Source organism: Phenylobacterium sp., from assembly GCF_030679875.1.
Taxonomy (GTDB): Bacteria; Pseudomonadota; Alphaproteobacteria; order Caulobacterales; family Caulobacteraceae; genus Phenylobacterium.
This window is the reverse complement of record NZ_JAUXSP010000018.1, coordinates 16301-42592: the sequence shown is the minus strand read 5'-3', so window position 1 is coordinate 42592 and position 26292 is coordinate 16301. Positions and strand designations below refer to the sequence as shown.

At 67.0% G+C, this 26292-nt stretch carries 26 protein-coding genes and 3 tRNA genes; 21 read left to right on the top strand and 8 right to left on the bottom strand.

What is annotated here, in order from left to right:
• Positions 1–12: 12 nt before the first annotated feature.
• The gene (gene phaC / locus Q8K84_RS10440; RefSeq protein WP_305282579.1) at positions 13–1770 is read right to left on the bottom strand and encodes a class I poly(R)-hydroxyalkanoic acid synthase; all 1758 of its coding nucleotides are present in this window, start codon (positions 1768–1770) and stop codon (positions 13–15) included.
• Between the two features lie 420 nt (positions 1771–2190).
• On the opposite strand from phaC, the gene Q8K84_RS10435 reads away from it, so the two are divergent.
• The 14 genes from Q8K84_RS10435 to Q8K84_RS10370 all read left to right on the top strand — a co-directional run bounded on the left by Q8K84_RS10435 (position 2191) and on the right by Q8K84_RS10370 (position 11521).
• Positions 2191–2646 carry a hypothetical protein gene (locus Q8K84_RS10435; protein WP_305282578.1) on the top strand — a complete coding sequence of 152 codons (456 nt, stop codon included), beginning with the start codon at positions 2191–2193 and terminating at the stop codon, positions 2644–2646.
• Positions 2647–2758: 112 nt separating this feature from the next.
• Positions 2759–3976, top strand: a complete 1218-nt coding sequence (locus Q8K84_RS10430; protein ID WP_305282577.1) for an LL-diaminopimelate aminotransferase — start codon at positions 2759–2761, stop codon at positions 3974–3976.
• A complete protein-coding gene (locus Q8K84_RS10425; RefSeq protein ID WP_305282576.1) occupies positions 3976–5265 on the top strand; it encodes a homoserine dehydrogenase in 1290 nt (429 codons plus the stop codon). The genes Q8K84_RS10430 and Q8K84_RS10425 overlap by 1 nt, the downstream gene beginning before the upstream one ends.
• Before the next feature lie 46 nt (positions 5266–5311).
• The gene (gene glpX / locus Q8K84_RS10420; protein WP_305282575.1) at positions 5312–6262 is read left to right on the top strand and encodes a class II fructose-bisphosphatase; all 951 of its coding nucleotides are present in this window, start codon (positions 5312–5314) and stop codon (positions 6260–6262) included.
• A gap of 2 nt (positions 6263–6264) precedes the next feature.
• Positions 6265–8070, top strand: a complete 1806-nt coding sequence (gene recJ / locus Q8K84_RS10415; protein WP_305282690.1) for a single-stranded-DNA-specific exonuclease RecJ — start codon at positions 6265–6267, stop codon at positions 8068–8070.
• A 56-nt stretch (positions 8071–8126) separates the two neighbouring features.
• Positions 8127–8201 (top strand) — tRNA-Glu (locus Q8K84_RS10410).
• Between the two features lie 124 nt (positions 8202–8325).
• Positions 8326–8586, top strand: coding sequence for a hypothetical protein (locus tag Q8K84_RS10405; RefSeq protein WP_305282574.1), 261 nt, complete (start codon positions 8326–8328; stop codon positions 8584–8586).
• Positions 8587–8760: 174 nt separating this feature from the next.
• Positions 8761–9372 carry a cold-shock protein gene (locus Q8K84_RS10400; protein WP_305282573.1) on the top strand — a complete coding sequence of 204 codons (612 nt, stop codon included), beginning with the start codon at positions 8761–8763 and terminating at the stop codon, positions 9370–9372.
• A 164-nt stretch (positions 9373–9536) separates the two neighbouring features.
• Positions 9537–9974 carry a DUF192 domain-containing protein gene (locus Q8K84_RS10395; protein WP_305282572.1) on the top strand — a complete coding sequence of 146 codons (438 nt, stop codon included), beginning with the start codon at positions 9537–9539 and terminating at the stop codon, positions 9972–9974.
• A complete protein-coding gene (locus Q8K84_RS10390; protein ID WP_305282571.1) occupies positions 9967–10398 on the top strand; it encodes a PaaI family thioesterase in 432 nt (143 codons plus the stop codon). Before Q8K84_RS10395 ends, Q8K84_RS10390 begins: the two co-directional genes overlap by 8 nt.
• Before the next feature lie 67 nt (positions 10399–10465).
• A tRNA-Pro gene (locus Q8K84_RS10385) sits at positions 10466–10542 on the top strand.
• 141 nt (positions 10543–10683) lie between these two features.
• A complete protein-coding gene (locus Q8K84_RS10380) occupies positions 10684–10989 on the top strand; it encodes an ETC complex I subunit (RefSeq protein ID WP_305282570.1) in 306 nt (101 codons plus the stop codon).
• Positions 10990–11003: 14 nt separating this feature from the next.
• Positions 11004–11080, top strand: a tRNA-Arg gene (locus Q8K84_RS10375).
• Positions 11081–11221: 141 nt separating this feature from the next.
• Positions 11222–11521, top strand: coding sequence for a hypothetical protein (locus Q8K84_RS10370; RefSeq protein WP_305282569.1), 300 nt, complete (start codon positions 11222–11224; stop codon positions 11519–11521).
• On the opposite strand, the gene Q8K84_RS10365 is transcribed toward Q8K84_RS10370, so the two are convergent.
• Both Q8K84_RS10365 and metC read right to left on the bottom strand, forming a co-directional pair.
• Positions 11484–12386, bottom strand: a complete 903-nt coding sequence (locus tag Q8K84_RS10365; RefSeq protein WP_305282568.1) for an ATP/GTP-binding protein — start codon at positions 12384–12386, stop codon at positions 11484–11486. The genes Q8K84_RS10370 and Q8K84_RS10365 overlap by 38 nt on opposite strands.
• Positions 12387–13547 (bottom strand): cystathionine beta-lyase, encoded by a 1161-nt coding sequence (gene metC, locus Q8K84_RS10360; protein WP_305282567.1) that lies wholly within the window; start codon positions 13545–13547, stop codon positions 12387–12389.
• An 81-nt stretch (positions 13548–13628) separates the two neighbouring features.
• Here metC and Q8K84_RS10355 point away from each other — a divergent pair, with 81 nt between their 5' ends.
• Positions 13629–14723, top strand: coding sequence for an amino acid ABC transporter substrate-binding protein (locus Q8K84_RS10355; RefSeq protein ID WP_305282566.1), 1095 nt, complete (start codon positions 13629–13631; stop codon positions 14721–14723).
• Here the strand turns inward: Q8K84_RS10355 and Q8K84_RS10350 are convergent.
• Genes Q8K84_RS10350 through Q8K84_RS10335 form a run of 4 tightly spaced genes read right to left on the bottom strand, consistent with a single transcriptional unit; the run spans position 14720 to position 18411 of the window.
• Positions 14720–15241 (bottom strand): GNAT family N-acetyltransferase, encoded by a 522-nt coding sequence (locus tag Q8K84_RS10350; protein WP_305282565.1) that lies wholly within the window; start codon positions 15239–15241, stop codon positions 14720–14722. The genes Q8K84_RS10355 and Q8K84_RS10350 overlap by 4 nt on opposite strands.
• A gap of 8 nt (positions 15242–15249) precedes the next feature.
• Positions 15250–16095 (bottom strand): 3-mercaptopyruvate sulfurtransferase, encoded by an 846-nt coding sequence (gene sseA, locus Q8K84_RS10345; RefSeq protein ID WP_305282564.1) that lies wholly within the window; start codon positions 16093–16095, stop codon positions 15250–15252.
• 2 nt (positions 16096–16097) lie between these two features.
• Positions 16098–17096 carry a cysteine synthase A gene (locus tag Q8K84_RS10340; RefSeq protein WP_305282563.1) on the bottom strand — a complete coding sequence of 333 codons (999 nt, stop codon included), beginning with the start codon at positions 17094–17096 and terminating at the stop codon, positions 16098–16100.
• A 55-nt stretch (positions 17097–17151) separates the two neighbouring features.
• Positions 17152–18411 carry a class I SAM-dependent methyltransferase gene (locus tag Q8K84_RS10335; protein WP_370867860.1) on the bottom strand — a complete coding sequence of 420 codons (1260 nt, stop codon included), beginning with the start codon at positions 18409–18411 and terminating at the stop codon, positions 17152–17154.
• Between the two features lie 193 nt (positions 18412–18604).
• On the opposite strand from Q8K84_RS10335, the gene kdsA reads away from it, so the two are divergent.
• The 4 genes from kdsA to Q8K84_RS10315 are packed head-to-tail and all read left to right on the top strand — an operon-like array spanning position 18605 to position 23154.
• Positions 18605–19456 carry a 3-deoxy-8-phosphooctulonate synthase gene (gene kdsA, locus Q8K84_RS10330; RefSeq protein WP_305282562.1) on the top strand — a complete coding sequence of 284 codons (852 nt, stop codon included), beginning with the start codon at positions 18605–18607 and terminating at the stop codon, positions 19454–19456.
• Between the two features lie 11 nt (positions 19457–19467).
• Positions 19468–20922, top strand: a complete 1455-nt coding sequence (gene rfaE2, locus Q8K84_RS10325; RefSeq protein WP_305282561.1) for a D-glycero-beta-D-manno-heptose 1-phosphate adenylyltransferase — start codon at positions 19468–19470, stop codon at positions 20920–20922.
• Positions 20919–21920: an ADP-glyceromanno-heptose 6-epimerase gene (rfaD, locus tag Q8K84_RS10320; protein WP_305282560.1), complete on the top strand. Its 1002-nt coding sequence runs from the start codon at positions 20919–20921 to the stop codon at positions 21918–21920. Before rfaE2 ends, rfaD begins: the two co-directional genes overlap by 4 nt.
• 58 nt (positions 21921–21978) lie before the next feature.
• Positions 21979–23154 carry a DUF3089 domain-containing protein gene (locus Q8K84_RS10315; protein ID WP_305282559.1) on the top strand — a complete coding sequence of 392 codons (1176 nt, stop codon included), beginning with the start codon at positions 21979–21981 and terminating at the stop codon, positions 23152–23154.
• A 14-nt stretch (positions 23155–23168) separates the two neighbouring features.
• On the opposite strand, the gene recG is transcribed toward Q8K84_RS10315, so the two are convergent.
• Positions 23169–25244 carry an ATP-dependent DNA helicase RecG gene (gene recG / locus Q8K84_RS10310; RefSeq protein WP_305282558.1) on the bottom strand — a complete coding sequence of 692 codons (2076 nt, stop codon included), beginning with the start codon at positions 25242–25244 and terminating at the stop codon, positions 23169–23171.
• Positions 25245–25376: 132 nt separating this feature from the next.
• On the opposite strand from recG, the gene Q8K84_RS10305 reads away from it, so the two are divergent.
• Together Q8K84_RS10305 and Q8K84_RS10300 are read left to right on the top strand one after the other, a co-directional pair.
• A complete protein-coding gene (locus tag Q8K84_RS10305) occupies positions 25377–25937 on the top strand; it encodes a hypothetical protein (protein ID WP_305282557.1) in 561 nt (186 codons plus the stop codon).
• A gap of 52 nt (positions 25938–25989) precedes the next feature.
• Positions 25990–26283 carry a succinate dehydrogenase assembly factor 2 gene (locus Q8K84_RS10300; protein WP_305282556.1) on the top strand — a complete coding sequence of 98 codons (294 nt, stop codon included), beginning with the start codon at positions 25990–25992 and terminating at the stop codon, positions 26281–26283.
• The last annotated feature ends 9 nt before the right edge of the window (positions 26284–26292 follow it).

Below are 26292 nucleotides of genomic sequence, written 5' to 3'. Positions count from 1 at the left end.
ACCCTGATTGGCCTAAGATTTCACCTTCACATAGCCGCCGGGGGCATCCTCTATCGGCTTTAGCGGCCCCTTGGCGGGGTCACGGGCGGGAATCAGTCCGCCGGAGTGCGTCTTCAGCCAGGCCGCCCAATGGGGCCACCAGGAGCCTGGAGTTTCCTCAGCCCCCGCCTGCCAGCCGGCGAGGGTCGGGGGGAGCTGGTCGAAGGTCCAGTGCTGATACTTCTTGGCCGCCGGCGGATTGACGACGCCGGCGATGTGGCCTGAACCCGCCAGAGTGAAGGTCACCGGCCCGCCGAACAGGCGCGCGCCGCGATAGACAGAGGCCGCCGGCGCAATGTGGTCCTCCCGGGAGGACTGCACATAGATCGGGGTCTTGACCGTTCCGAGGTCGAGCTTCACCCCATCGACTTCCAGCTCGCCCTTGGCCAGGGCGTTCTGGCCATAGAATTTGCGCAGATAGAACATGTGCAGCGCCTTGGGCATGCGGGTCTGATCGGAGTTCCAGAACAGCAGGTCGAAGGGGCGCGGCTCCTTGCCCATCAGGTAGTTGTTCACGAAGAACGACCAGATCAGGTCGTTGGACCGCAGCACATTGAACGTGTCGGCCATGGCCTGGCCCGACAGGACGCCGCCCTCGGCGTCCATCTTCTGCTCCAGGTCCTTCAGCCAGGACTCGTCAGTGAACAGCAGCAGGTCGCCAGCCTCGCTGAAGTCCTGCTGGGCGGCGAAAAAGGTCGCCGAGGCGATCCGCTGGTCCCCTTTGGCGGCCATATGCGCCAGGGCGGCCGATAGCAGAGTTCCGCCGATGCAATAGCCCACCGTGTTCACAGCTTTGACGCCGGCCTGGGTCAAGGCCGCCTCGGTGGCCTCATAGATCCCCTGGCGCAGGTAGTCCTCGAAGGTCTTGGTCGCCAGGCTCTGGTCTGGATTGACCCAGGAGACGACAAAGACCGTGATCCCCTGGTCGGCAAGCCAGCGGATCATCGAATTGTCGGGGCGCAGATCGAGGATGTAGAACTTGTTGATCCAGGGCGGGAAGATCACCAGCGGGATCTGGTGGACCTGGTCGGTGGAAGGCGTGAACTGCAGCAGCTGTAGCAGTTCGTTCTGGAACACCACCTTGCCCGGGGCGGTGGCGACATTTTCGCCAATCTTGAATTGCTCGTAGTCCGTCTGGCTGATCGAAAGCTGGCCGCCGCCGCGGGCGAGGTCAGCGGCGAAGTTTTCCATGCCCCTCACCAGGCTCTCACCGCCGGTGGCCATGATTTCCCGCAGGGCCGTGGGATTGCTGGCCAGGAAGTTGGTCGGCGAGAAGGCGTCAGTGAGCAGCTTCATGAAGAACTCGACGCGTCGCCGCGCCATCGGATCGACGCCCTCGACCCCGCCCACCAGGCCGTTTAGCCAGTCAGCCGTGACCAGATAGGACTGTTTCATCACGTCGAAGACGGGATTTTCCGACCAGTCGGGATCGAGGAATCGCTTGTCGCCCTTGGCTGGGGTCGCGACCGGGGAGGGCGTCTCGCCGGCCATCCGCCGGGCCGTGGACTGCCACAGGTCCATATAGCGCGACAAAAGATCAGCCTGGGCTCGGATCAGACGGTCTGGCTGGCTCGCCAGCTTGCCCATGACCTCCGTCAGCGCCGGGGCGATATGGAAAGGGTCCGTGTTCAGGGCGGCTGGGCGGTCGGCGTTGCGCAGCGCGGCCTCGGCGATGGCGCCCTGGGCGGTCATGGCCGCCCGGGCGAGGTTGGTCGACAGGTTTTCCAGCATGCGTTGCTGGTCAAGGGTGAGGTCTGCCGGCCCCAGAGCGGGTTGAACCGGCGCGATCTGCTCCACCTTGGGCGGCGGTGGGGCGGCGGGGGTCGGGCGAGCCTTATCGGCCGCCGCGGGACTGACCGCTTTTGGCGCCGCGGTCTTGCGGGCTGCCGGGCGCGGAGGGGCGGCGGCCTTTGGCTGCGCCGCTGTGGCCGCAACCGCAGTGGTCTTCTTGGCTTTGGCCTTTGCAGGCGCCGTCTTCCGCGGAGACGCCGGGACGGAGGCCTTAGCGGGGATCGCTTTTGTTGATTTAGGCTTTGGGGCCGCCTTGGGCGTCTTCGGGCTCTTTTCGCTCATGGCAGGCCGTCCTCCGGGTAGGTGGGCCGATTGCAGCCCTTTCGCTGGACCGCATCATGTCATAAGAGCGAGGCGGAAATGAATGTATCGCCCGGTCTTTTTGAAAACCCCCAAGGCGCCCGTATCTGGCGCGGCGCCGGCGTGTGCCTGGGCGCGTTCATTCTCGCCGGGTGCGCCAGCGCTAATCCGTTTGCCGCCGCGCCCGTCGATCCGCTGTCGCCGGCGGGTGAAGCGGTGCTCGCCGCCGCCAGGGCGGACAAGGCCTATCCTCGATTCAGCGATATCCCACCGGCCCCGACCGATGTGCGGGGGCCGCGGGCCTGGGCTGCTGCGGTCTCCGAGGTAGAGGCCGCGCGCGCTGACCTGTTCGCCCGGACGGCGCCATCAACCTGGACGCTGGACGATACTGAGGGCTTCGCGACCCGCGCTCAGGCCCAGGCGGCGCCCCCGCCGGTGGCTGGCGCGCCCGCCAATACCGAGGCCTTCGCCCGGGAGGCCCGGGAGCGAGCTACACCGCCTCCGTCGCCCCGTTGAGGGGGCCCGCGGAGGCGAAAAGTTCCTTGAGCCTGCTTGGCGGACTCCAGCCCGGAGTCTATCCATGCGCGACTTTCAGCTCCCAGACGCCGCAACAGCGGCAGAGCTTGCAATGACCCCCGAATTCCATCGCATCCGACGCCTCCCGCCCTACGTCCTCGAGGAGGTGAACCGCATCAAGGCGCGGCTTCGCGCCGAGGGCACAGACATCATCGACTTTGGCATGGGCAATCCCGACATGCCGACGCCCAAGCATATCGTCGAAAAGATGATCGAGACCGCCCGAGATCCGAAGGCGGGTCGCTATTCGGCCTCGAAGGGCATTATCGGCCTGCGCCGCGCCATGGCCGGCTACTACAAGCGCCGCTTCGACGTGACCCTGAACCCGGACACCGAGGTGATCGCCACCCTGGGTTCCAAGGAGGGCTTCGCCAATCTGGCCCAGGCCCTGACCGCGCCGGGCGACGTCATCATCTGTCCAAATCCGGCCTACCCGATCCACGCCTACGGCTTCATCATGGCCGGCGGCGTGATCCGCCACGTACCGGCTCACTCGCCGGAGGAATATCTGGCCGGTGTCAGTCGGGCCGTGAAGCACTCTGCGCCACCGCCAAGCGTGCTGATCCTGTCCTATCCGTCCAACCCGACCGCCCAGTGCGTGGACCTGGACTTCTACAAGGACGCCATCGCCCTCGCACGGAAGCACGATCTGCTGGTGATCTCCGACATCGCCTATTCGGAGATCTATTTCGACGATAACCCGCCGCCATCGGTCCTGCAGGTCGAAGGCGCCAAGGACATCGCCGTCGAGGTCAATTCGCTCTCGAAGACCTACGCCATGGCCGGCTGGCGCGTGGGCATGGTGGTCGGCAATGAACGGATCTGTAACGCGCTCGCGCGGGTGAAATCCTATCTGGACTACGGCGCCTACACGCCGATCCAGGTTGCGGCCGCCACCGCATTGAACGGGCCGCAGGACTGCGTCGCCGAGATCCGCAGCATCTACAAATCGCGCCGCGATGTCCTGGTTGAATCCATGAAGCGGGCCGGCTGGGACATTCCCTCGCCCAACGCTTCCATGTTCGCCTGGGCGCCTGTCCCGGAGAAATTCAAGGAGGCCGGCGCCTTGGTCTTCTCAAAGCTGCTGATCGAAGAGGCGGGCGTGGCCGTCGCGCCCGGCGTCGGGTTCGGCGAGTATGGCGAGGGGTTTGTCCGCGTCGGACTGGTTGAGAATGAGCATCGCATCCGGCAAGCCGCCCGCAATGTGAAGAAGTTCCTCGGCAACGCCGATGAGATTCTCGCCCGGGCGCACAACACGGTGACAAGCTGATGAGTCCGCGAAACTGGCGCGTCGGCGTTGCTGGCCTGGGCACCGTCGGCGCCGGCCTCCTGACCTTTCTGAGCGAGCGTCCCGGCTTCGCCCCGGCTGGGGGCCTAGTCACGGTCAGCGGCGTTTCGGCCCGCTCTCGGAGCCGGCCGCGACCGTTCGACATTTCGAAAATGGCGTGGTTTGACGATCCGGTGGCGCTGGCCCAGTCGGACGAGGTCGACCTGTTTGTCGAGTTGATCGGCGGGTCAGACGGTCCGGCCAAGGCGGCCGTCGAGGCGGCGCTGAAGGCGGGCAAGCCCGTGGTGACGGCCAACAAGGCCCTGATCGCTGAACACGGCGCGGAGCTGGCGTCCCTGGCGGAGACCGCCGGCGTTCCATTGCTGTTTGAGGCCGCGGTGATGGGCGGCACCCCAGCGGTTAAGATGGTCCGTGAGGCCATGGTCGGCGACGACGTCCGCAGCCTTTCCGGGATCCTCAACGGCACCTGCAACTTCATTCTGACCGAGATGGAACAGGGGGGGCGCGCCTTCGAGGACGTCCTGGCTGAAGCCCAGCGCCTGGGCTATGCCGAGGCCGATCCCACCATGGACGTGGGCGGGTTCGACGCCGCCCACAAGATTACGATCCTGGCGGCCCTGGCCTTCAACTGCGCCCCGGACTTCGCCGCCTGTCAGGTCGAGGGCGTCGATCAGGTCGAGCTGCTCGACATCCGCATGGCCAAGGACCTCGGCTATCGCATCAAGCTGATCGCCTCGGCCGACCGCAGCGACGAGGGGGTGTCGGTGCGGGTTCATCCGTCCCTTGTGCCCCTGGCCCATCCTCTCGCCCAGGCCGGCGGCGCCCTCAACGCCCTGTTCATCGAAGGCCAGCGGCTTGGCCGGATCTTTATCCAGGGCGCCGGCGCTGGCGCAGGTCCGACGGCGGCCGCGGTGGCCGCGGACATCGCCGACGTCATGACCCAGGCTGTCCGTCCCGTGTTCCAGCGCCCGGCGACCGAGCTGGCCGCCTTCACGCCTGTCGACCGCAGTCGCAGTCTGGTCCGGGCCTATCTTCGCCTGCTGGTCAAGGATGAGCCGGGCGTCATCGCCGCGGTGTCCGAGACCCTGGCGGAAGCTGGCGTTTCCATCGAGAGCTTCCTGCAGAAGCCCGTGGAAGACGCCGAGGGGGTGCCCATCGTGCTGACCACCCATTCGGTGTCTGAAGCCGTGCTCGCCAAGGCGGTGGAGCGCATCGGCGGTCATCCCGCCGTCATACAGGCGCCACGGCTGATGCGAATCGCCCGGATATGAGACTTCCCGGAGACTAACGGCCCGCGGGGGCAGGACGGAGACCGACATGAGCGCTGAGACCCTCGATCGCGGATTGGTGCTGGACTCGGTGCGGGTGACGGAAATCGCCGCCATCGCGGCCTGGAACCTGGTCGGGCGTGGCGATGAGAAGGCCGCCGACCAGGCCGCGGTCGACGCCATGCGCACGGCGCTGAACGACCTTGCGATCGACGGTGAGATTGTCATCGGCGAGGGCGAGCGGGACGAAGCGCCCATGCTCTACATCGGCGAAAAGGTGGGCCGGGGCGGGCCGGCGGTGGACATCGCCCTGGACCCGCTTGAGGGCACGACGCTGACGGCCAAGGCCATGTCCAACGCCCTGACGGTGATGGCCTGGGCGCCCAAGGGCACGCTTTTGAATGCGCCCGACACCTATATGGACAAGATCGCCTGCGGACCCGGCTATCCTGCGGGGGTGATCGATCTCGACGCCACCCCGGCTGAAAACGTCCAGGCGCTGGCGCGAGTCCGGGGTGTCGACGCCAGCCAGATCACCGTCTGTGTTCTGGACCGGCCGCGGCATGGCGAGATCATTGCACGGCTCCGGGAGGCCGGCGCCCGGGTGCATCTGATCACCGACGGGGACGTGGCCGGCGTCATCAATACGGCTGATCCCGACACCGGCATCGACCTCTATCTGGGGCAGGGGGGCGCGCCGGAAGGGGTTCTGGCCTGCGCCGCGCTGAAATGCGTGGGCGGCCAGTTCCAGGGACGGCTGGTCTTCCGAAACGCCGATGAGCGGATGCGCGCCGAGCGATGCGGCATCACTCAGCTCGACAAGAAGTATGACCTGCATGAGATGGTCCGCGCTGACGCCATCTTCGCCGCCACCGGCGTCACCAAGGGGGTGCTGCTGGACGGCGTCCGGCTGAAGGACGGCTTCGTGCACACCCATTCCATGGTGATGAATTCCTTTACCCGCACCGTTCGGGAAGTGCGGATGAAGCGGCCGGTGTGACCATGGCCGACGGCGCGGGCGGCCCAGCAGGCTATCTGGATGTTGATCGCTCCCTGAGCGGCCGGCTCTGGCGCGCGCGTCCGGCCGATCCGGCCCTGGTCCGAGCCCATCAGATGGCCCTGGGTCTCGATGAGCCCATGGCTCGGGCCCTGGCGGCCCGGGGGATCACGGCCGAGGCGGCGGTCAGCTATCTGCAGCCGACGCTCAAGGCGCTGTTTCCCGATCCTTCCACCTTCGCCGATATGGACAAGGCCGCGCGGGTGCTGGTGGACGCCCTGGTGGCCGACAAGGCCGTGGTGGTCTTCGCCGACTACGATGTGGATGGCGCCTCCAGCGCAGCCCTGCTGGTCCGGTGGTTCGACGCCATGGGCAAGCGCCTGACCATCTATGTCCCTGATCGCGTGGCCGAGGGCTATGGCCCGTCGCCGGCCGCCTTCCGACGCCTGCGGGAGGAGGGGGCCGATCTGGTCGTCACCGTGGACTGCGGGGCTGCGGCCGTGGACGCGATCGCCTGCGCTGGTGAGATCGGCCTCGACGTGGTGGTGGTCGACCATCACCTGATGCGCGATGAGATTCCGGTCTGTGCGGCCCTGGTCAATCCCAACCGCGCCGACTGTGGGTCGGGCCAGGGGGTGCTGGCCGCCGCCGGCGTGACCTTCGTCCTGCTCGCCGCCCTGAACCGCGAGGCCCGCGCCCGGAACCTCTTTGTCGAGCGTCCAGAACCTGACCTGCGTCAGTGGCTCGATCTGGCGGCCATGGGGGCCGTCTGCGACGTCACACAGCTGGTCGGCTTCAATCGCGCCCTCACCGCCCAGGGACTCAAGGTCATGTCCGCCTGGGCCAATCCCGGCCTAAAGGCGCTTCTTGAAGCCGCGGGCGCCAAGGGTCCGGCCACCACCTTTCATGCTGGCTTCGTCCTGGGCCCCCGAATCAACGCCGGTGGGCGAATCGGCCGCTCCGACCTGGGCGCCCGCCTGCTCTCGACCGACGATCCGGACGAGGCGCGCAAGATCGCCCTCGAGCTCGACGCCCTGAACGCCTCGCGCCGCGAGGTGGAGGCGCAAGTCCTGGAGGCCGCCGTCCGCATTCTGGAACGCGAGAGCAATTTCGCCGACCAGCCCCTGCTGCTGGTCGCCGCCGACGACTGGCACCCCGGCGTTATTGGCATCGTCGCCGGACGCCTGCGGGAACGCTACCGCAAGCCGACCCTGGTTGTGGGGATCGACCGCGCCGCCGATGTGGGCAAGGGCTCAGGCCGCTCACAGCCGGGGGTGAACCTCGGACGCGCGGTTCAGGCGGCCTTCGACGCCGGACTTCTACTGGCCGGCGGCGGTCACGCCATGGCGGCGGGGCTTTCGGTCCGCCCCAATCTCCTTCCGGAACTGCGAGAGTTTCTTTGCGCCCGACTTGAAGTGGAAGCCGACGCCGCCACTGAGGCCGACGCGCTGGAGATCGACGCCCTGATCACCGCGGCGGGGGCGGACCGCGGCCTTCTGGAGTCTTTCCAGCGACTCGCTCCGTTCGGTCCCGGCAATCCCGAACCCCTCTTCGCCCTCGCTGAGGCCCGTGTGGAGCGTCCGATGATGCTTCGGGGCGGACATGTGCGCTGCACCCTTACAGACCGCTCTGGGGCCCGCCTGAAGGCCGTGGCGTGGCGGGCGGAGGAGACCGAGGTCGGCCGCAGGCTGATGGGTGGCGGCGGCGCGGTCCATGTCGTGGGCCGTCTGAAGGCTGATGATTGGAATGGGCGACAGGGCGTGGAGCTGGAGATCGACGACGTGGCCGATCCCCGCCGCAAAAACGTCTAGCCTGCGGGTTGCGTGGGGCAGGGAAGGCGGATATAGAGCCGCCCTCCGCGTCGAGTGGTCCCTTCGTCTATCGGTTAGGACGCCAGGTTTTCAACCTGGAGAGAGGGGTTCGACTCCCCTAGGGACTGCCACGCGGAGCTCTCCTCATCCCTTGATCTGACCGGCCTTTATCTGACCGGGGCGCCATTCCGGGTTGGCGCAACAAATAGCGTAGCCTTGCGTTCAACTCCGGCATTCTGACGGAGAGACCGAGCGATGAAGATCATCACCCTTCTGGCGGCTGGGGCGGCGGCGCTGGCCATGACCGCCTGCACCGATACGAACCCGGAGCAGACGGACACAGCCGCCGCCATGCCGGATACCAGCGCTGCGGAATCGCCTGCGCCCGACGCCGGCGCCACGGGCGTGGCTGGCGAAGGCGCCATGCGCGCCAATCCCGCGGTCGCGTCGCCGGCCGGCACGGCGGAGACCGATGAGAACCTGCCGCCGGTCGACCTGCCCCCTGTGTCAAACTAGGCGTAACACGCCCCTCGGCGCGGCCTCTTTTCCTCAAATCTGCCCTGCAAGCTGGCGATTTTCGTATTGCCAAGCTTGTTCAGCCAAATGGTTATTGACGGCTCTCGGCTAACGAGAACAGTGTTATAACTGGCCTGGTCGTGTGGATCGAGGGAGACCGGGTCAGAGGGGCGCATGTCTGGTTACGATTTTCAGGATGCCGGCGCGGATGACGCTGTACGCATCAGCGGTCGCGTAAAATGGTTCGACGCCGGCAAGGGCTATGGCTTCGTCGTCCCGGATGATCCCAGTCAGACGGGCCTGAAGGACGTGCTGCTGCACGTCACCTCCCTGAGAGACTCCGGGCATGAGAGCGCCCTTGAGGGCGCCATCATCGTCTGCGAGGCCATTCGTCGCCCCAAGGGCTGGCAGGTGGCAGAAGTCCTGGAGCTTGACGAGAGCGCGGCCCCGCCCCCGGATCCGCGGCGCAGCCGCGATGAGGTTCGCCGCGAGAGCCACGACCGTGAGGACCGCAGCCATGATCGTGGGGATTCCTTCGCCCGGCCGCGTCGCCCGGTGCTCGCCGGCGGGCCTCAGGAGCGGGCCAAGGTGAAGTGGTTCAACCGAGCCAAGGGCTATGGATTTGTGGTCCGCGAGACCCAGCCAGGGGACATTTTCGTCCACATCGAGACCCTGCGTCGTGCCGGTCTCGAGGACTTGCAGCCGGGGGACGACGTCGTGGTCCGGTTCGCCGAGGGGCCAAAAGGACTTGTGGTGGCCGAGATTGAGCCGGTAGGTCTGGCCTAGAGCGCGTTCCGTAAAGGTGGACCCCGGTTTTACGGCCGAAGCGCGCTCCTGCTCGCAAGCCGTATTCGACGTCCGCTGATAACTTAGGCGCGCGTCTGGTCGGCCGCTCATGGTCTGTCGGAGGTTTTGCCCTGTCCCGTCCCTTGGTTCATCGCCGCGCGATTTTGGCGGGCTTAGCGGGTCTCGCCGCGCCGACGCAGCTATTCGCCAAAACCCTGCCCGCCCTTGAGCCCCTGCAGATTCTCACGGCCCGCGGCCCCGTGCGGTTCCAGGTCGAAGTCGCCGCCGACAACGCCAGTCGAGCCCAAGGCCTGATGTATCGCAAGTCACTGGCGGCCGATCGCGGGATGCTGTTCGACTTCCACACGCCGCGCCCGGTCTCGTTCTGGATGCGAAACACATACATCTCCCTGGACATGATTTTCATCCGGGCCGACGGTCGTATCCTCTCCATCGCCCGGAACACGGTTCCCCTGTCCGAGGAAGGCGTCCCCTCCGGTGGGCCTGTGCGGGCGGTCCTGGAGCTGGTCGGGGGGCGTGCGGCTCAGATCGGCGCCTTGCCGGGGGACCGAGTGGTTCACCGGATCTTCCCCGGTGGGTGAGTCGCACGACGAGATCCCCGCGCCGCCGGAAGGCTTTGTTCGTTCGGAAGGGCGCGGCGCCTATTCCGGTCATAACGGGCCCTATTTTCACCGGTCGACCCCCGGGGAAACCACCGAACAGGCCTTCTTCGCCCTGCCGCGCCACGCCAACGGGCTCGGCCTGGTGCATGGGGGCATGCTGACAAGCTTTCTGGACGGCTTGATGGGGGCGGCGGTCTTCCGCGCCGCCCGTCGGCCGGGCGTGACCATCCACCTCTCGGTGGACTTCCTGCACATGGGTCGGGTCGGGGAGTGGGTCATGGGCGAGTCACGGGTCACCCGCCTGACCCGGGATGTCGCCTTCGTGGAGGGGCGGGTCTATGTGGGCCGCCGCGATGTGGTCCGGGGGTCTGGTGTGTTCAAACTGATGCACAAGCGGGATTGATCGTCGCAGCTCACATTGCGGCGCGGCGCCTTGCGTGGCATGAGACGGCCGTTGTCGGCGTCCGTCTCGGGGCGTAGCGCAGCCTGGTAGCGCATCTGCTTTGGGAGCAGAGGGTCGCGTGTTCGAATCACGCCGCCCCGACCAGACGCCGACGTCGGGCCCTCGGCCTTCCAGCGACGCTGGGGAGCCTGTGGTCCCTGAGTTTCGCCGGGGGGCCTCCGTGGCCCGGAGCAGGGGCCACACCTGTCCGGGAGGGGCCGCCGAGATCGCCAATGGGACAGCCACATGCTCGCGCGCATCCTTCGCCCCGCCAAGAACGCCATGCAGTCTGGACGCGGCAAGTCCAATGACTGGGTTCTGGAGTTTGAACCCGCCAGCGCCCGTCGACCCGACGCCCTGATGGGCTGGACGCAGACTGATGACACCCGAGGCCAACTGCGCCTGTCCTTTGAGACCAGGGAAGAGGCTGTGGCCTATGCCGAACAGAACGGCATCGCCTTCGAAGTCTTTGATCCCAAGCCCGCCAAACGCATCATCAAGGCCTATGCCGACAATTTCGCCTTCGGCCGCAAGGTCCCCTGGACCCACTAGCGCCAGGTCCTCAGGCGCCCTTAGCTCAACCGGATAGAGCATCCGCCTTCTAAGCGGACGGTTGCAGGTTCGAGTCCTGCAGGGCGCGCCATTCCGGCCGCAACTCCAAATCGAGGGGTAGGTTCATCACGCCTTTGAGAAGTGTCGACTGACCGACAGACGGACGAGCTCCGCTGGCCCAGAGGTTATCTGGCAGACTCGCCCGGATGACTGTCTTTACACGGGAGGACCCATGGCCTGGCTCGCGAAGGTTGGTGAAGCCGTGGACAATGTCGTGTCCGTCTCGCCTGTCGAGGGCGGCTGGTCGGTGACCTGTGGCCTGGCCGATCATCCGCTGATGTTCATCTCAGGGGCCGACGCCGAGGCCAAGGCCCGCAGTCTCGCCCAGCTGATCGCCTCGGCCGGGGGAGACGCCCAGGTGCTCGTCCACGATCGCCGCAACACCTTGGTCGGAACCTTGCGCTATTTCGCCGAGGAGGGCGCCGGCCTCGAGCTCAGCGCCTCGACCCAGCAGGTCCAGCCATCCGCATAGTGCGATCCGGGGCGAGGTCGATCACCAGATCGGCGAGATCGGGCAGGGTCGCCAGGATGTGGCGGGTCAAGCGCTCATAGAGCTGGATGAAGTTTCGAACCGCTGCGGGGTCCATGGTCTGGCCAGGGCCCAGGCCTTCGGCCTGACGGCTTTGGCGCAGCTTCTCTTCCTGTTCTGTTCGCCAGTCGGCGACCACCTCGAAGCTGGGCGCCCTCAGGAGCGTCAGGTGATCGATCCGGTCGAACAGCTGCTGGTAGGGGCCTGACAGGGCGGCGTTTACCGCGGTGCGCCATACGGCCTCAGGATCCTGATCATGCTCGAGCCGGTTGATCGGCGCGGCGAGCGCGTTGAGCGGCTGAGCCTGGGCCCCGACACACCAGCCCTCGAACAGGATCAGATCGACTGGCGCCTGGACCAAAGGCCAGACGCCCTGCGCCGCCGGCTCGTCGCTCGCCTTGTCGAACCGCGGCAGGACCACCCCGCCAGTCCCCGCCAAGTCGTCAAACAGGCTGAGCCCCTGGTCGATATCGTGGGTCCCGGGCGGGCCGCGGGTGGCGAACAGAGGATGGATGCGCCTCGCCAGCTCTGCACGCGCCGCACGGGACAGATAGAGGTCATCCAGCGACAGGACCGCCACCCTCAGGCCCCGCCGTCGCAGCAGGCGCGCCAGCGCCTCGCATAGGGTCGACTTGCCTGAGCCCTGAGCGCCGCAAACGCCTGCAATGACGGGCCCCCGGCGTCCGGCGCTCAGGGCGGCCAGCCTCCGAGCCAGGGGTTCGGCCACCGTCTGGATCGTCCCCCGATAGGCGGCGGGCAGGACCTGCTCGCACAGGAAGTCGGCGATCCAGTCCGCCGGTTCAGCCATCTAGAACGCCGCCCGCCAGGCGGAGAAGCCGCGTTCCAGGTCTGCGATCAGGTCGTCTGGGTCCTCCAGTCCCACATGGAGCCGGATCAGCGGGCCCCCATAGGCGTCGGGGGAAAGGCGGCCCGATAGCTGTGGGTCGCAGTCGATCGCAAGACTCTCGAAGCCGCCCCAGGAGAAGCCCAGGCCAAACACCTGCAGGGCATCGAGGAAGGCGGCCGTGGCATGTGGCTTGCCTGGCGCCAAGGTGAAGGCGAACAGGCCACAGGCGCCGCTATAGTCCCGCCGCCAGATCTCGGCCCCTGGAGCGCCCGGCAGGGCCGGGTGCAGGACTTGACCCACCTCCTCGCGGAGGGCGAGCCACGTCGCCAGGCGCCGCGCCAAGGCGTCGTGGCGGGCCATGCGGGTGGGCAGGGTCCGCAGGCCTCGGAGCATCTGATAGGCGTCGTCAGGGGACACCGCCCAGCCGATGTTCAGCACGCCGTCGTCCAGGGCGCGAACCAGGCTCTCCTCGGCCACGGCGGCGGAGCCCATGAAGACGTCCGAATGGCCGCCGACATATTTTGTCAGGGCCTGGACGCTGATATCGACCCCATGGTCCAGGGGCTTGAACAGCAGTCCGGCGGCCCAGGTGTTGTCGATCAGGGTCAGCAGCCCGCGGGACCGGGCGGCTGCGGCGATGGCCGGCACGTCCTGAAACTCGAAGCTCAACGACCCCGGCGACTCCAGGAGGATCAGCCGGGTGGCCGGTCCGCAGGCGGCCATGAGCGCCTCGGCGTCCAGGCTGGCGGGATAGTAGCGGACCCCGATGCCAAAGCGCCGCAGCACGGTGTCGCAGAACCGTCGGGTCGGCTTGTAGATGGTGTCGACCACCAACACCTCGTCCCCGGACTTCAGGACCGCCAGCAGGGCGCCAGTCAATGCGGCGAGCCCCGAGGGGTAGAGGGTCACGCCCTGGGCGTTCTCCAGCTCAGCCAGAGCGGCGATCAAGGCCGACTGGGCGGCCAGACCCTGTCGCCCATAGGTGACCTGCGCTTCGTGATCATACAGCGCCGCGGCGTTGGGCAGCAGGACAGTGGAGCCCCGCTGAATTGGTGGGCCGACCGTGCGGGCGAGAGGCGTTTGCGCCAGACCCGAATGGATCAGGCGTGTTTCTTCGGTCATGCGGGTTGACGTTCGTGAGGCATCAGGGGCGAAACTCCATGTACTAGACCTCTCTACCCCTGTCCGATCAAGGAGCCCCCCATGATCCGACGCCTCGCGGCGTCCGCTGTCCTGTTGCTGGTCCTGGCCGGGTGCGGTCGGGAGGCGGAGTCTCCGGAACCTGAACCGACGCCAGCGCCCACCCCTGCGGTGGTGCGCGACTTCGCCCCCACGCCCAGTCCGACCCTGCAGGCGGTGCGACGGCGCGGCCATGTTCTATGCGGCGTCCATGCGGGCCTGGCCGGGTTTGCGGTGCGCGATGTGCGCGGAGTTTGGCGTGGCTTTGACGTGGACATCTGTCGCGCCGTCGCCGCCGCCGTGCTCGGGGACGCCAATGCGGTCCGTTACCGCTCGGTCTCGGCGCAGAACCGGTTTGCCGAGTTGCAGGGCGGTTCCGTGGACATTCTATCGCGCAATACCTCCTGGACCCTGTCTCGGGACGCGGGCCTCGGTCTCGATTTCGCAGCCATCACCTATTACGACGGCCAAGGCTTCATGGCGCCTCGTTCACTCAATCTGACCAGCGCCGATGAACTCAGTGGCGCCCGGATCTGCGTTCAGGCGGGGACGGCGACGGAAACCACCCTGTCGGACTATTTCCGCGCCCGAGGGCTTGAGTTCACCCCCGTCGTCCTGGATGACGAGGCCGAGGCGCGAACCTCCTACGAGGCGGAGGCGTGCGACGTCTTCACCGCGGACGTCTCCGCCCTGGCCTCGGCCCGCTCGTTGATGAGCAATCCCAACGCCCACGTCATCCTGCCGACCGTGATCTCGAAGGAGCCCCTCGGCCCCGTGGTCCGCCAGGATGACCCAGCCTGGACCGATATCGTCAGATGGACGGTCAATGCCTTGATTGTCGCTGAGGAATTGGGTGTGAACTCAACCACTGTGGAAGGGTCCCGGGAGACGGCGTCTGACCCTGACACCCGGCGTCTGCTGGGAGTTGAAGGGGAACTAGGGGCGATGTTGGGCCTCGAAGCCGACTGGGCCTATCAGGCCATCTCCCAGGTGGGGGCGTACAACGAGATCTTCCGCCGCAATCTCGGCGCCGATTCCGGACTGAAGCTTGAGCGCGGGCTCAACGCCCTGTGGAGCGCGCCCGACCCTGGCCTCATCTACGCAGCCCCCGTCCGCTAGAACCGCAGGAGCATGGCGCACCGCCGGTGGGGATCATGACCGCGGGCGATCTCCCGGTCGAGATAGGCGACGAGCGTGGTTGGGGCCTGGCCGCGCTCAATGACCTCAAAGCCCGCCGAGGCGTAGAAGGCCGCATTCCACGCGACATCACGGAAGGTGGTCAGGCTGAGCCCCTCAAGGCCTCTGCGGCGGGCTTCGTCGATGACAAAGCCCAGCATCCGCCGTCCGATACCCTGGCCCTGATGGCGGCGATGGACGTCAAATTCGAGGATATGGAGACGACCGTCCTCGATTCTGGCGGCCAGGAAGGCGCCGGGCGCCTCGTCATCGGCCATGACCCACAGCAGGCCGGCCGCCATGATCGGCGCCCAGGTCTCCGCGGGCGTGAACTCGATGGGGGCGTCGTCGGCCTCACCGGTGATGATCTGGACGCCAGAGTCTCGAAAGAGAGTCGCGGCCGAGACTTCTATTTCCGGGAGCATTGGGAGGTCATCGGCCGTGGCTAGACGGATGACCATGGCGCTGCTCATGGGCCGGTGACGACCGGCGTATCTGACCGGGCGCCCCACTCGCTCCAGGAGCCGTCATAGATCGGGACCCGATCAACGCCGAGCCGGGCCAGTGCCAGGGCCAGGACGGCGGCGCTCACCCCGGAGCCGCAGGTGGTGATGATCGGTCGGTCCAGATTGATCCCGGCCACAGCGAAGGCGGCGTGGAGCTCAGCCGGCGCGCGTAGGGCCCCATCGGCGTCGACGACCGCGCTCCACGGCAGATTGCAGGCGCCGGGCATATGCCCGCCGCGCAGGCCCGCGCGGGGTTCTGGCGCCTCGCCGCGGAAACGCGGAGCCGGGCGGGCGTCGAGAATCTGCACCTGCGGGTCGGCAAGGGCCGCCAGTACAGCATCCAGATCGCGCACCAGATCTAACTGTGGTCGGGCCGAGCTTGGCGCCGGCTCCAGCGTCGGGGCGCCAGAGTCGAGAGGCAGGCCGGCCGCCCGCCAGGCCTTCAGCCCGCCGTCCAGCACCGCCACCTGCTCAAACCCCATCACCCGCAGAGTCCACCAGACACGGGGGGCTGAGAAGATCCCCTGACCGTCATAGACGACGATGCGGTGCGCAGGGGCCAGGCCCAGGCGCGAAGCCGCCGCAGTGAAGGCCTTAGGGTCGGGCAACATGTGAGGAAGGTCGAGGGTGCGGTCCGCGATCTGGTCGATGTCAAAGAAGACCGCGCCTGGGATGTGTCCCCGCTCGAACTCCGACAGACCCGGCCTGTTCTCAGCCGGCATGTACCAGGTGGCGTCGACCACCCGCAGGTCGGGCTCTCCCAGGCGCGAGGCCAGCCAGTCGACAGAGACGAGGGGACCGGTCTCCATTCTCAGAGCCAGGCCGGAATGGGCAGGGCCTTTTCCGTGAGGAAGGCCCGATTGAAGATCTTACTCTGGTAGCGCGCGCCCTGGTCGCAGAGGATGGTCACGATGGTGTTGCCGGGGCCAAGATCCCGCGCGAGCCGGATGGCGCCGGCTACGTTCACGCCGGTTGATCCGCCCATCACCATGCCCTCGTGCTCCACCAGGTCAAAGATGACCTTCAGCATCTCCTCATCAGAGATCCGGTAGGCGTGATCGACAGTGAGACCCTCGAGATTCGCCGTGATCCGACCCTGGCCGATGCCCTCGCTGATCGAGCCACCCTCGGACTTCAGCTCGCCGGTCGTGTAGTAGGAATACAGCGCCGCGCCATAGGGGTCGGCGAGGCCGATCTTCACATCCGGCCGCTCGGCCCGTAGCGCCTGGGCGACACCCGCCAGGGTGCCGCCAGAGCCGACAGCGCAGATGAAGCCATCCACCTTGCCGTCGGTCTGTCGCCAGATCTCTGGCCCCGTGGTTTCGGCGTGAGCCCGGCGATTGGCGACATTGTCAAACTGGTTGGCCCAGATGGCGCCATTGGGATCGGTGGCGGCCAGCTCCTCGGCCAGGCGACCGGAATAGCGCACATAGTTGTCGGGGTTCGAGTAGGGAACGGCGTCCACCTCAACCAGTTCGGCGCCGAAAAGGCGGATGGCGTCCTTCTTCTCCTGGCTCTGCGTCCTGGGGATGACGATGGTCGCCTGGTAGCCCAGGGCCTTAGCGACCATGGCCAGGCCAATTCCGGTATTGCCTGCCGTGCCCTCGACGATCCGCCCGCCGGGGCGCAACATGCCTTTGGCCTCAGCGTCACGGACGATGTAGAGGGCCGCCCGGTCCTTCACCGACTGGCCGGGATTCATGAACTCGGCCTTGCCGAGAATCTCGCAGCCCGTGAGATCGCTGGCCCGGTTGAGGCGGATGAGCGGCGTATCGCCGATGGTGTCGAGAACGCTGTGTGCGACGGTCATGGGCCGCTATTTAGGGCCCTGCCGAGCGCTGGAACAGGGGGCAGGGCGCCCTAGGCTAGGTTTTTGAGAGGGCGAGCTGGATTACGTTGGTGCGTTCGGTCCGGAACCCGGCCTCGCAATAGCCGAGATAGAACCGCCAGAGCCGCCGGAAACGATCGTCAAATCCCTGCGCCTGAATATCTGGCCACGCGGCCTCGAACTCTCGCATCCACTCAGCCAGGGTGTCGGCATAGTCCTGGCCGAAGCGGCTGACCTCGTCCCAGGCCAGGCCCGCCGTCCCAGTTTCGATCCGCAGGCGCTGCTCGCTGATCAGCATGCCGCCCGGGAAGATGTAGCGTTGAATGAAATCGGCGCGGCGGCGATAGCCCTCGAAAAACTCATCCTTGATGGTGATGATCTGCAGCCCGGCCCGGCCGCCTGGGGCCAGGGCCTCGGCGATCTTTCCGAAATAGCTCGGCCAGTATTTTTCCCCCACCGCTTCGAACATCTCGATCGAGGCGACCCGGTCATAGGTCCCGGCCACGTCGCGATAGTCGACCAGCCGAATCTCCGCCCGCTCGGCCAGGCCCAGGTCGAAGATCCGCTTGGCGGCGAAGTCGTATTGCTCCTGCGAGATGGTGATGGCGGTGACCTTCGCGCCGATCTCGCCGGCGGCGAAGGCGGCGAACCCTCCCCAGCCACAGCCAATTTCCAGCACGTGATGCCCGGGCTCCAGACGCATATGCGCCGCCAGAGCGCGATATTTGTTGGTCTGCGCCTCAGCCAGCGGCTGGCCCTTGTGGGCGTAGCGGGCCGCTGAGTAGGTCATGGTGGGGTCAAGCCACCGGGAATAGAAGGCGTTGCCCAGGTCATAGTGGGCGTGGATGTTCTTCTTAGCGCCGGTCCGGCTGTTGTCGCGAAACAGATGCAGAAACCGGTTCAGCACCCACATCAGCGGCGCGCCCAGGGCCAGGCGCTCAATCTTGTCGAAGTTCAGGCTGAAGACGCAGAGCAGGGCCGCCATGTCAGGCGTCTCCCACTGGCGCGCCATGTGACCCTCGGCGAAGCCGATGTCGCCCGCCGCCAGGACACGGTTCATGAAGGCGTAGTCGCGGATGATGAGCCGGCCGCCGGGACCAGGCTCTGGGCCCACCAGGTCCAGTTCACGCCCCGTGGGGAGGACGAAGGTCAGGGTTCCCACGGTCCAGTTTCGCGCCAGAAGACCAAGGGCGCTGCGAAAGGCCGCTGGGGCGCCGCTGAGTTCCGGGGCACGGCGAAGCGCGCCGGGGACCATGGCAAGCTCGGCCAGGGAAGACGAGTTGTGGGCGATGGTCATCGTCGCTTACCCCTCGTGTCGAACGCAAATTAGCACAGCAGGCCCCGGTGCGCGACACTCGCCCGGAGCCCAGTGTACGGCCCCTGTGCAGCCCCGGACGCAGCCGGACGGGCCGGCGCGCAGGATTTCCGGCTTGTGAAGCCGCAAGCCGGGCGCCACTTAGGCCCTGATCCGCTCACCCAGGGACGATCTGATGGCCGCACTCGAACTGAAGCACTGGAACCTGTCGATTGGCGCCGGCCAGCCGCTGGCGGTGATCGCCGGCGTCAACGTGCTTGAGGACCTGGAGCTGGCCCGCGACGCCGCGCGCCACCTGAAGGCGGTCTGCGCTGACCTGGGCCTGCCCTATGTGTTCAAGGGGAGTTTTGACAAGGCCAACCGCTCCTCGATCCGCAGCTATCGCGGCCCGGGGCTGGAGGAAGGTCTCAAGATCCTTCGACAGATCAAAGACGAGTTCGACGTTCCGATCTGCACCGACCTGCATGAGATCGATCAGGTCGAGGCGGTCGCGGCCGTCGCTGACCTCGTTCAGATTCCGGCCTTCCTCTGTCGCCAGACCGACCTCGTGGTCGCCGCCGCCCAGGCGACCAAGGCCGCCGGCGGCCTTCTGCACGTCAAAAAGGGGCAGTTTCTGGCGCCTTGGGACTGCCGCAACATCCTCGACAAGATCAAGGAGGCGGTGGAGGTCGACATGACCATCCTGTGTGAACGCGGGGTCAGTTTCGGCTACAACAACCTGGTCGTCGACATGCTGGGTATCGCCGAGATGCAGGCCCTTGGCGCGCCGGTGACCATCGACGCCACCCATGCCGTGCAGCTGCCCGGCGCCAATCCGAAGTCCAACGGCGCCTCCACCGGCGGACGCCGTGAAGGCGTGCCGATCATCGCCAAGGCGGCCGTCGCCGCCGGCGCTGACGGCGTCTTTCTGGAATTTCACCATGATCCCGACCGGGCGCTGTGCGATGGGCCGAGCTGCCTGCCCTTGAAGGACGCCGGGCCTCTTCTGCGGACGCTCAAATCCCTGCACGACGCGGTTCAAGCCTGAGGGAACGCCCCATGGATCTCGCCGCCCTGCAGCATCTGCTGTCCACGGTCCCAGGCGTGAGGGTCGCCTGCGTCGGCGATCTGATGATCGACCGCTTCGTCTATGGCGAGGTGACGCGGGTCTCTCCGGAGGCGCCGATCCCCGTCCTGGCGCGCCAGCGGGAGCTGGTCATGCTTGGGGCGGCCGGCAATGTGGCGCGAAATGTGGCCGCCCTGGGGGGGCATGTCTGCCTGGTCGGGCTAGTCGGGGGAGACGGCGAGGGGCGCGAAGCCTTGCGCCTCGTGGCTGCGGAGCCTGGCGTGGAAGGCTTCATCGTCACCGATGCCGCTCGCCCGACAACCCTCAAGACCCGCTTTGTCTCCGGGGGCCAGCAACTTCTGCGGGTTGATAACGAGGTGACCAGCCCAGCCGACGGCGAGGTTGAGGAGCGCCTGATCCGCACGATCCGCGACATCGCCGCCGATGTTGGCCTGATCCTGCTGTCGGACTATGGGAAGGGCGTCGTGACCCCGGCTGTGATCGCAGCGTGTCGGGCGGCGGGGGCGCGGATCATTGTTGATTCCAAGGCCCGCAACTTCGCCCGCTATGGCGAGGTGGACATCATCAAGCCCAATGCGGCGGAGTTGGCCCACGCGACGGACATGCCCACCTCCACCGACGAGGAGATCGCGGCGGCCCTGGCCCATGCGCTGAGCCTCTGCGAGGCGCGAGCCATTCTGGTGACCCGGTCAGCCAAGGGGATTTCACTGGCTGTCCGCGGTCAGCCGGTCCGACATTTTCCAGGGACGCCGAAGGAGGTGTTCGACGCCTCGGGCGCCGGCGACACCACGCTTGCGGCCCTGGGGCTGGCCCTGGCGGCGAACGCCGCCATCGAAGACGCGGCCGCCTTCGCCATGCTTGCGTCCGGCGTCGCGGTGGGCAAGGCCGGAACCGCGGTCGTCACCCCGGGTGAGCTGATCGAAGCGGCCCTCGCCGCCCACCAGGCGCCGGCTGAGGCCAAGGTCTGCACTCCCCAGCGCATGGCCGAGGAAGTCGCCCGCTGGAAGGCGCGCGGCCTGAGGGTTGGCTTCACCAACGGCTGTTTCGACATCCTGCACAAGGGCCATGTGGCCTATCTGAACCAGGCGCGCAGCTGGTGCGACCGGCTGATCGTCGGGGTCAACGACGACGCGTCGGTCCGGCGACTGAAGGGCGAGAGCCGCCCGGTAAATGACCTGGAGAGCCGGTCCGTGGTGCTGGCCGGTCTCGGCGCGGTCGATCTGGTGGTGCCCTTCGACGCCGATACGCCCCTGGATCTGATCGAGCTTGCCCGTCCCGACGTGCTGATCAAAGGCGCGGACTATGTCGAGGACCAGGTGGTCGGGGCCGCTCAGGTGAGGGCCTGGGGCGGCGAGGTCCGTCTGGCCCAGATTGTCGATGGCTATTCCACCACCGCGGCCCTGGCCCGGATGCAGGAGAAGGCATGAGCCGACGTATCGTCTTCGTCACCGGTGGGGCTGGCTTCATCGGCTCCAACATCGTCGCGCGCCTGGCGCAGGACCGCAGCCTCGATGTGGTGGTCTGCGACCGTCTGCGGGAGGCTGAGCTTGGCAAGTGGCGCAATATCGCCAAGCATCCGATCGGCGACTTCGTGGCGCCCGAGGAGATGTTTGACTGGCTGGAGAAGCGCTGGCGCGACGTGGAGCTGGTCATCCACATGGGAGCGGTCTCCTCCACGACCGAGCCCGACGCCGACAAGATCATCCAGTCCAACTTCGCCTTGTCCCGGGACCTGTTCCGCTGGTGCGCTGATCGGCAGCGCCGGCTGATCTACGCGTCTTCGGCCGCGACCTATGGGGACGGACACCTGGGCTTTGGGGACGACAACAGCTTCGAGGCGCTCGCCGCGCTCAAGCCCCTCAACGCCTATGGCTGGTCCAAGGCCCTGTTCGACATCTTCGCTGTCCGTCAGGCCGCGCGGGACTATGCTCCGCCCCAGTGGGCGGGACTGAAGTTCTTCAACGTCTACGGGCCCAACGAAGGCCACAAGCACGGCATGAAATCCGTGGCCGCGCAGATCTGGCCCAAGGTCCGAGACGGCCAGCAGGTCCAGCTGTTCCAGTCCCATCGTGACGATATCGCTCATGGCGGGCAGTTGAGGGACTTCGTCTATGTCCGGGATGTCGCCGACGTGATCGCCTGGCTGGCGGCAAATCCCCAGATTAATGGGATTTACAATCTTGGATCAGGCGACGCGCGGACCTTCGCCGATCTGGCCAGGGCGGTGTTTGCCGCGGCGGGCCGGGCGCCAGATATCGATTACATCCCCATGCCGCCGGCCATCCGCGAGCGCTACCAGTATTTCACCCAGGCGGAGATGGGGAGATTGCGCGAGGCGGGCTACGAGTCGCCCTTCACCAGCCTGGAAGCGGGTATCAGCGATTATGTCGGCAGCTATCTGTCACAGCCTGACCCCTATCTCTGATCCCGGTGTCGATGGGCTGCAGATTTCCACTCGCCCGATAAAACGCTAGCCTCGCGCCATGGGCGACACAGGACGGACAAAGCTTTGGCTGACGGGGGCGGCCCTTCTGATCGTCGGCCTGCTGGTCGCCGCCGGCGTGGTCTGGCGCGACGACATCCTGCGCACCGGGCTCGATCCAAAGGAACCCTTCCAGACCTATGAGCCGCCACCGGCGCCCGACTATGCAAGCCGGGAGGCCTGGAGCCTGCTCCCGGCGAAGCCGGATACCTGGACTGAGGATGCGCATCAGGCGGACGTCTTCTTTGTCGGGCCGACCAGCTACGACGGCGGCAGCCACTGGAATGCGCCCATCGACGACCCCCGAGCTGATGCGTTCTTCCGCCGTACTGTGGGGCCAAACTATGTGGGGCCCTTCGTCCGCACGGGACGGGTGTTCGCCCCCCGCTATCGGCAGGCGAGCCTCTATTCCATGCTCACCCTGCGCGATGACGCGCGGGAGGCTCGGCGGTTCGCCTATGGCGATGTGCGGCAGGCCTTCATCCAATATATGCGCGCCTACAATCATGGGCGGCCCTTCGTCATTGTGGGGGTGGAGCAGGGGGGGACCCTCGCGGCGCGATTGCTGGCCGACGAGATCGCAGGGGATCCTGATCTGCGACGTCGGTTGGTGGCGGCCTATCTGATTGAGACCGCCGTTCCAGCCAACGCGCCGCCCCTGCCGCTCTGCCGCGCGCCGACTGAGACCGGGTGCCTGGCGGCCTGGGTGTCAGCCTATGATCGGGATCGGGAGCGCGCCCAGCTGCTTCGTGACCGGTCTCTGACCTGGGATGGGGCGGGGCAACTGGTCAATCTGACGGGCCCGGCGGCCTGCTACAATCCCCTGCTCGGCGCGGTCAGCGAGGCTGAGGCGCCGGCCCGCCTGGCCAAGGGCGCAACCAACGCCACCAGCCTGGAATGGGGCGCCCGGCCAGCCTTGCAGAGTCGCCAGGTCAGCGCCCGCTGCGAGGCCGGCATTCTGCGGGTCTCCCGGCCGCGCTCGGCGGCATTTCGCCCAACCGGATCATGGGCAAATCAGAGAAAGATACCTGGATACAATCTATTCTACGGGGATCTGGAGGCGAGCTATGAGCTTCGTCTGAGCGCGCTGCTGGCGGATCCGGACTTCCCCCACGCGGCCCGACCCATCCCCCCGGGCGCCGAGATCGAGACCTCTCCCGTTCACCGCATTGACTGACATCGCCTGACGGCTCAGCCGGCGTCCTGGAGGGTGGACTGCGCCTGCCAGTCAAACAGGGCCTGGAGCACCCGCAGCGCCTTGCCGCGCTCTGAGGTGAGGTCCGGGTCGCGGGCCAGGATCAGGCGCGCATCGTCACCGGCCGCGGCGATCAGGTCCCGGTGCGCGATGGGATCTGCGAACACATAGGCCGGAAACCCGCTTTGGCGCAGCCCAAGCGGGTCGCCGCCGCCGCGCAGCTCCAGGTCGCGCTCGGCGATGAGGAAGCCGTCATCTGTCCGCCGCAGGATGTCGAGCCGCTTCTGGCCAGCCTCGGAAAGGGGTGGGTCGTAGAGCAAGACACAGGCGCTTTCCCCATGCCCACGGCCGACCCGGCCGCGGAGTTGATGAAGCTGGGCCAGGCCAAAGCGCTCCGCCTGCTCGATGACCATGATTGTGGCGTTGGGCACATTGACGCCCACTTCGACGACCGTGGTGGCCACCAGGACCGACAGCTCCCCCTGGGCGAAGCGCGCCATGACGGCGTCCTTCTCGGGGCCGGGCATCTTGCCGTGGACGAGGCCGACGCTGGGGCCGATCCGCTGGCGCAGTTCGCCGGCTCGACGCTCGGCCGCAGCGAGATCGCTCTTTTCCGACTCCGAGACCAGGGGGCAGATCCAGAAGGCCTGGGCGCCTGCGGCGACGACAGACTTCAACCGCGCCTCCACCTCGGACATCCGGCCCATGGGGATGGCGCGCGTGGCGACAGGGGTGCGGCCCGGGGGCTTCTCGTCGATCCGGGAGACATCCAGGTCGCCGAACACGGTCAGTTCCAGGGTGCGCGGAATCGGCGTCGCCGACATGGCCAGGAGGTGGGTGGCCTGACCCTTGGCCTGCAGGCGCTGACGTTCCGCGACGCCGAAGCGGTGTTGCTCGTCGATGACCGTCAGCCGGAGGTCATGGAAGACCACGTCGTTCTGGAAGAGGGCGTGGGTTCCAACCGCCACCTGGATCGCGCCGCTGGCGAGGGCGCGGAGCTTCTCGGCCCTGGCGGCGCCCTTGTCGCGGCCCGTCAGCAGAATGGCGGCCAGGCCCTGCGCCTCCAGCGGGGCCGCCAAGGTCTCAAAGTGCTGCCGCGCGAGGATCTCCGTCGGCGCCATCAAGGCGCTCTGACCTCGAGCCTCGGCGACGTCAGCCATGGCCAGCATGGCCACGACGGTCTTTCCAGAGCCCACGTCCCCTTGGAGCAGCCGCGACATCCGCTCGCCGCTGGTGAGGTCGGCGCGGATGTCGGCCAGGGCGCGTTCCTGAGCCCCAGTCAGTTGAAAGGGCAGGGCCGCCGCCAGGGCGTTGGCCAGGCGGCCTGGAACAATAGGCGGCGCGGGTTCGGCCCGCCGCTCGGCCCTCCGCTGCCCCATGGCCAGCTGATGGGCCAGCAGTTCGTCAAAGGCCAGGCGCTGGCGGTGCGGGGCCTGGGGGCTAAGGTCAGTTTCCTGTTCCGGCGCATGGAGCCGTTGCAGGCATTCGCGCCACGACCCCCAGCCCTGGCGCGCCAGCCAGGCGGCATCCTGCCACTCCGGAAGCGCCGGCGCCCTGGACAGGGCGTCGAGGGCGAGACGTCGCACTGTCCGGGCGGGCAAGCCGGCGGTGGCCGGATAGACCGCCTCAATCTCCGGGATCTGGTCGGCCTTGTCGATCGGCACCAGATAGTCCGGATGCGCAATCTGGATCTCGGAGCCGAAGCGCTCCACCTTGCCGCTGACCAGACGCTGGTGGCCGACGGGATTTTGCCCCTCTATCCGCGCGCCCAGGCCACCGAAGTAGACCAAGGTCAGGAAGCCGGAGCCGTCGAAGGTCCGGACGCGCCACGGTTGGGAGGCGTTGCGGGGCGCCTGATAGGCCTCAATGGTCACCGCAAAGGTCTGCACGGCGCCTTCCACCGCGGCGTCGACCCGGGCGGGGTGTCGAAAGATCAGACTGTGCGGGGCCAGGAAGGCCACGTCCCGCACCAGGGGGCCCGCCAGTTTGGCCAGAAGGGGCGCAACCCTCGGGCCTACGCCCTTGAGCGTGTCTATCGGGGCGAAGAGCGGGTAGAGAATCTCCGGGCGCATGGCGCGACCATAGCGTGGCCAGCGTTGCCGCGCGCGATGGACCGACCAAAGGTCGTCGGGTGTTTTGAGCCTTGGCTCTGGCAGGGGGACGTGATGCGAAGGTGGATGTTCAGCGTGGCTTTTGCAGGCCTGATGGCAGCCTGCAGTGAGACTGATCCAGAGGCCGCGTCCCTGAACGCAACGCCCCCGGCTCCGGAAGGACAGGTCGAGGTCGCCGCGCCGACCCATCCGGGCTTCTCTCACGTCGCCGGCGAGGACCTGTTTGGCTATTACATCCCGAGCCAGGAGGTCCGCATCGGCGAACTTCGGCTTGATCATCTGCACATCGGCGGGGCGGCCGAGTTCGCCGCCTGGGAGGGCGGTGATCGGATGGAGACCTATGCCCCGGTCATGCTGGAGTTCTCGGACCTCTCCAGCCCGGTTGAGACCAATGAGCTTGGGGGTGAGGCGCACAGTGTGCGCATCCGCGTCCTGCCGACGAGCTACAAGCTTGGGAACGGTGAATTCCGATTCGCCGGCGAGGCGCCGGGGGTCGGTCAGGTGAGGCTTGATGGCCAACTGGACCTAGAAGCCCTGCGGTCGGCGCAAGGGTCGGCCGTTGGCGGCGAGCCACCTGTTATCCTGCGCACAGCCGGCCAGATCGGACCTGAGCGACTTCGGACCCTCTCATTCACCTGGTTTGGCGGGGATTGATCGTACCTGACCCTGGCGCTGGCGCGACAGGGCCTCTATATCCGCGCACGCAATGGCCAGCACGCATGACATCCGACTGAAGCGCCTGAAGTTCCGCTCCTGGCATCGGGGCTTCGTGGAGGCCGACCTCATCCTGGGCGGTTTCGTGGACCGGCATGCCAAGGCGCTAAGCGAGGCCCAGCTCGACATCCTTGAGCACCTCCTCGATCAGCCGGACCATGACATCTACGCCTGGATCGTGGAGCGGTCGCCCACGCCGCCTGAGTTCGACACCGAAATCATGACGATGATCAGGGTGTTCCGGGACGAGGCTCACAAGACGATTGGCGGTCAAAGTGGCGGCTGACGGAGCCGC

What these genes read in the sequence shown, in the direction of transcription:
- phaC (WP_305282579.1), bottom strand. Translation starts at nt 1,770, where the DNA reads ATGCTGGAAAACCTGTCGACCAACCTCGCCCGGGCGGCCATGACCGCC.
- Q8K84_RS10435 (WP_305282578.1), top strand. Translation starts at nt 2,191, where the DNA reads ATGAATGTATCGCCCGGTCTTTTTGAAAACCCCCAAGGCGCCCGTATC.
- Q8K84_RS10430 (WP_305282577.1), top strand. Translation starts at nt 2,759, where the DNA reads ATGACCCCCGAATTCCATCGCATCCGACGCCTCCCGCCCTACGTCCTC.
- Q8K84_RS10425 (WP_305282576.1), top strand. Translation starts at nt 3,976, where the DNA reads ATGAGTCCGCGAAACTGGCGCGTCGGCGTTGCTGGCCTGGGCACCGTC.
- glpX (WP_305282575.1), top strand. Translation starts at nt 5,312, where the DNA reads ATGAGCGCTGAGACCCTCGATCGCGGATTGGTGCTGGACTCGGTGCGG.
- recJ (WP_305282690.1), top strand. Translation starts at nt 6,265, where the DNA reads ATGGCCGACGGCGCGGGCGGCCCAGCAGGCTATCTGGATGTTGATCGC.
- Q8K84_RS10405 (WP_305282574.1), top strand. Translation starts at nt 8,326, where the DNA reads ATGAAGATCATCACCCTTCTGGCGGCTGGGGCGGCGGCGCTGGCCATG.
- Q8K84_RS10400 (WP_305282573.1), top strand. Translation starts at nt 8,761, where the DNA reads ATGTCTGGTTACGATTTTCAGGATGCCGGCGCGGATGACGCTGTACGC.
- Q8K84_RS10380 (WP_305282570.1), top strand. Translation starts at nt 10,684, where the DNA reads ATGCTCGCGCGCATCCTTCGCCCCGCCAAGAACGCCATGCAGTCTGGA.
- Q8K84_RS10370 (WP_305282569.1), top strand. Translation starts at nt 11,222, where the DNA reads ATGGCCTGGCTCGCGAAGGTTGGTGAAGCCGTGGACAATGTCGTGTCC.
- Q8K84_RS10365 (WP_305282568.1), bottom strand. Translation starts at nt 12,386, where the DNA reads ATGGCTGAACCGGCGGACTGGATCGCCGACTTCCTGTGCGAGCAGGTC.
- metC (WP_305282567.1), bottom strand. Translation starts at nt 13,547, where the DNA reads ATGACCGAAGAAACACGCCTGATCCATTCGGGTCTGGCGCAAACGCCT.
- Q8K84_RS10355 (WP_305282566.1), top strand. Translation starts at nt 13,629, where the DNA reads ATGATCCGACGCCTCGCGGCGTCCGCTGTCCTGTTGCTGGTCCTGGCC.
- Q8K84_RS10350 (WP_305282565.1), bottom strand. Translation starts at nt 15,241, where the DNA reads ATGGTCATCCGTCTAGCCACGGCCGATGACCTCCCAATGCTCCCGGAA.
- sseA (WP_305282564.1), bottom strand. Translation starts at nt 16,095, where the DNA reads ATGGAGACCGGTCCCCTCGTCTCTGTCGACTGGCTGGCCTCGCGCCTG.
- Q8K84_RS10340 (WP_305282563.1), bottom strand. Translation starts at nt 17,096, where the DNA reads ATGACCGTCGCACACAGCGTTCTCGACACCATCGGCGATACGCCGCTC.
- Q8K84_RS10335 (WP_370867860.1), bottom strand. Translation starts at nt 18,411, where the DNA reads ATGACCATCGCCCACAACTCGTCTTCCCTGGCCGAGCTTGCCATGGTC.
- kdsA (WP_305282562.1), top strand. Translation starts at nt 18,605, where the DNA reads ATGGCCGCACTCGAACTGAAGCACTGGAACCTGTCGATTGGCGCCGGC.
- rfaE2 (WP_305282561.1), top strand. Translation starts at nt 19,468, where the DNA reads ATGGATCTCGCCGCCCTGCAGCATCTGCTGTCCACGGTCCCAGGCGTG.
- rfaD (WP_305282560.1), top strand. Translation starts at nt 20,919, where the DNA reads ATGAGCCGACGTATCGTCTTCGTCACCGGTGGGGCTGGCTTCATCGGC.
- Q8K84_RS10315 (WP_305282559.1), top strand. Translation starts at nt 21,979, where the DNA reads ATGGGCGACACAGGACGGACAAAGCTTTGGCTGACGGGGGCGGCCCTT.
- recG (WP_305282558.1), bottom strand. Translation starts at nt 25,244, where the DNA reads ATGCGCCCGGAGATTCTCTACCCGCTCTTCGCCCCGATAGACACGCTC.
- Q8K84_RS10305 (WP_305282557.1), top strand. Translation starts at nt 25,377, where the DNA reads ATGGCAGCCTGCAGTGAGACTGATCCAGAGGCCGCGTCCCTGAACGCA.
- Q8K84_RS10300 (WP_305282556.1), top strand. Translation starts at nt 25,990, where the DNA reads ATGGCCAGCACGCATGACATCCGACTGAAGCGCCTGAAGTTCCGCTCC.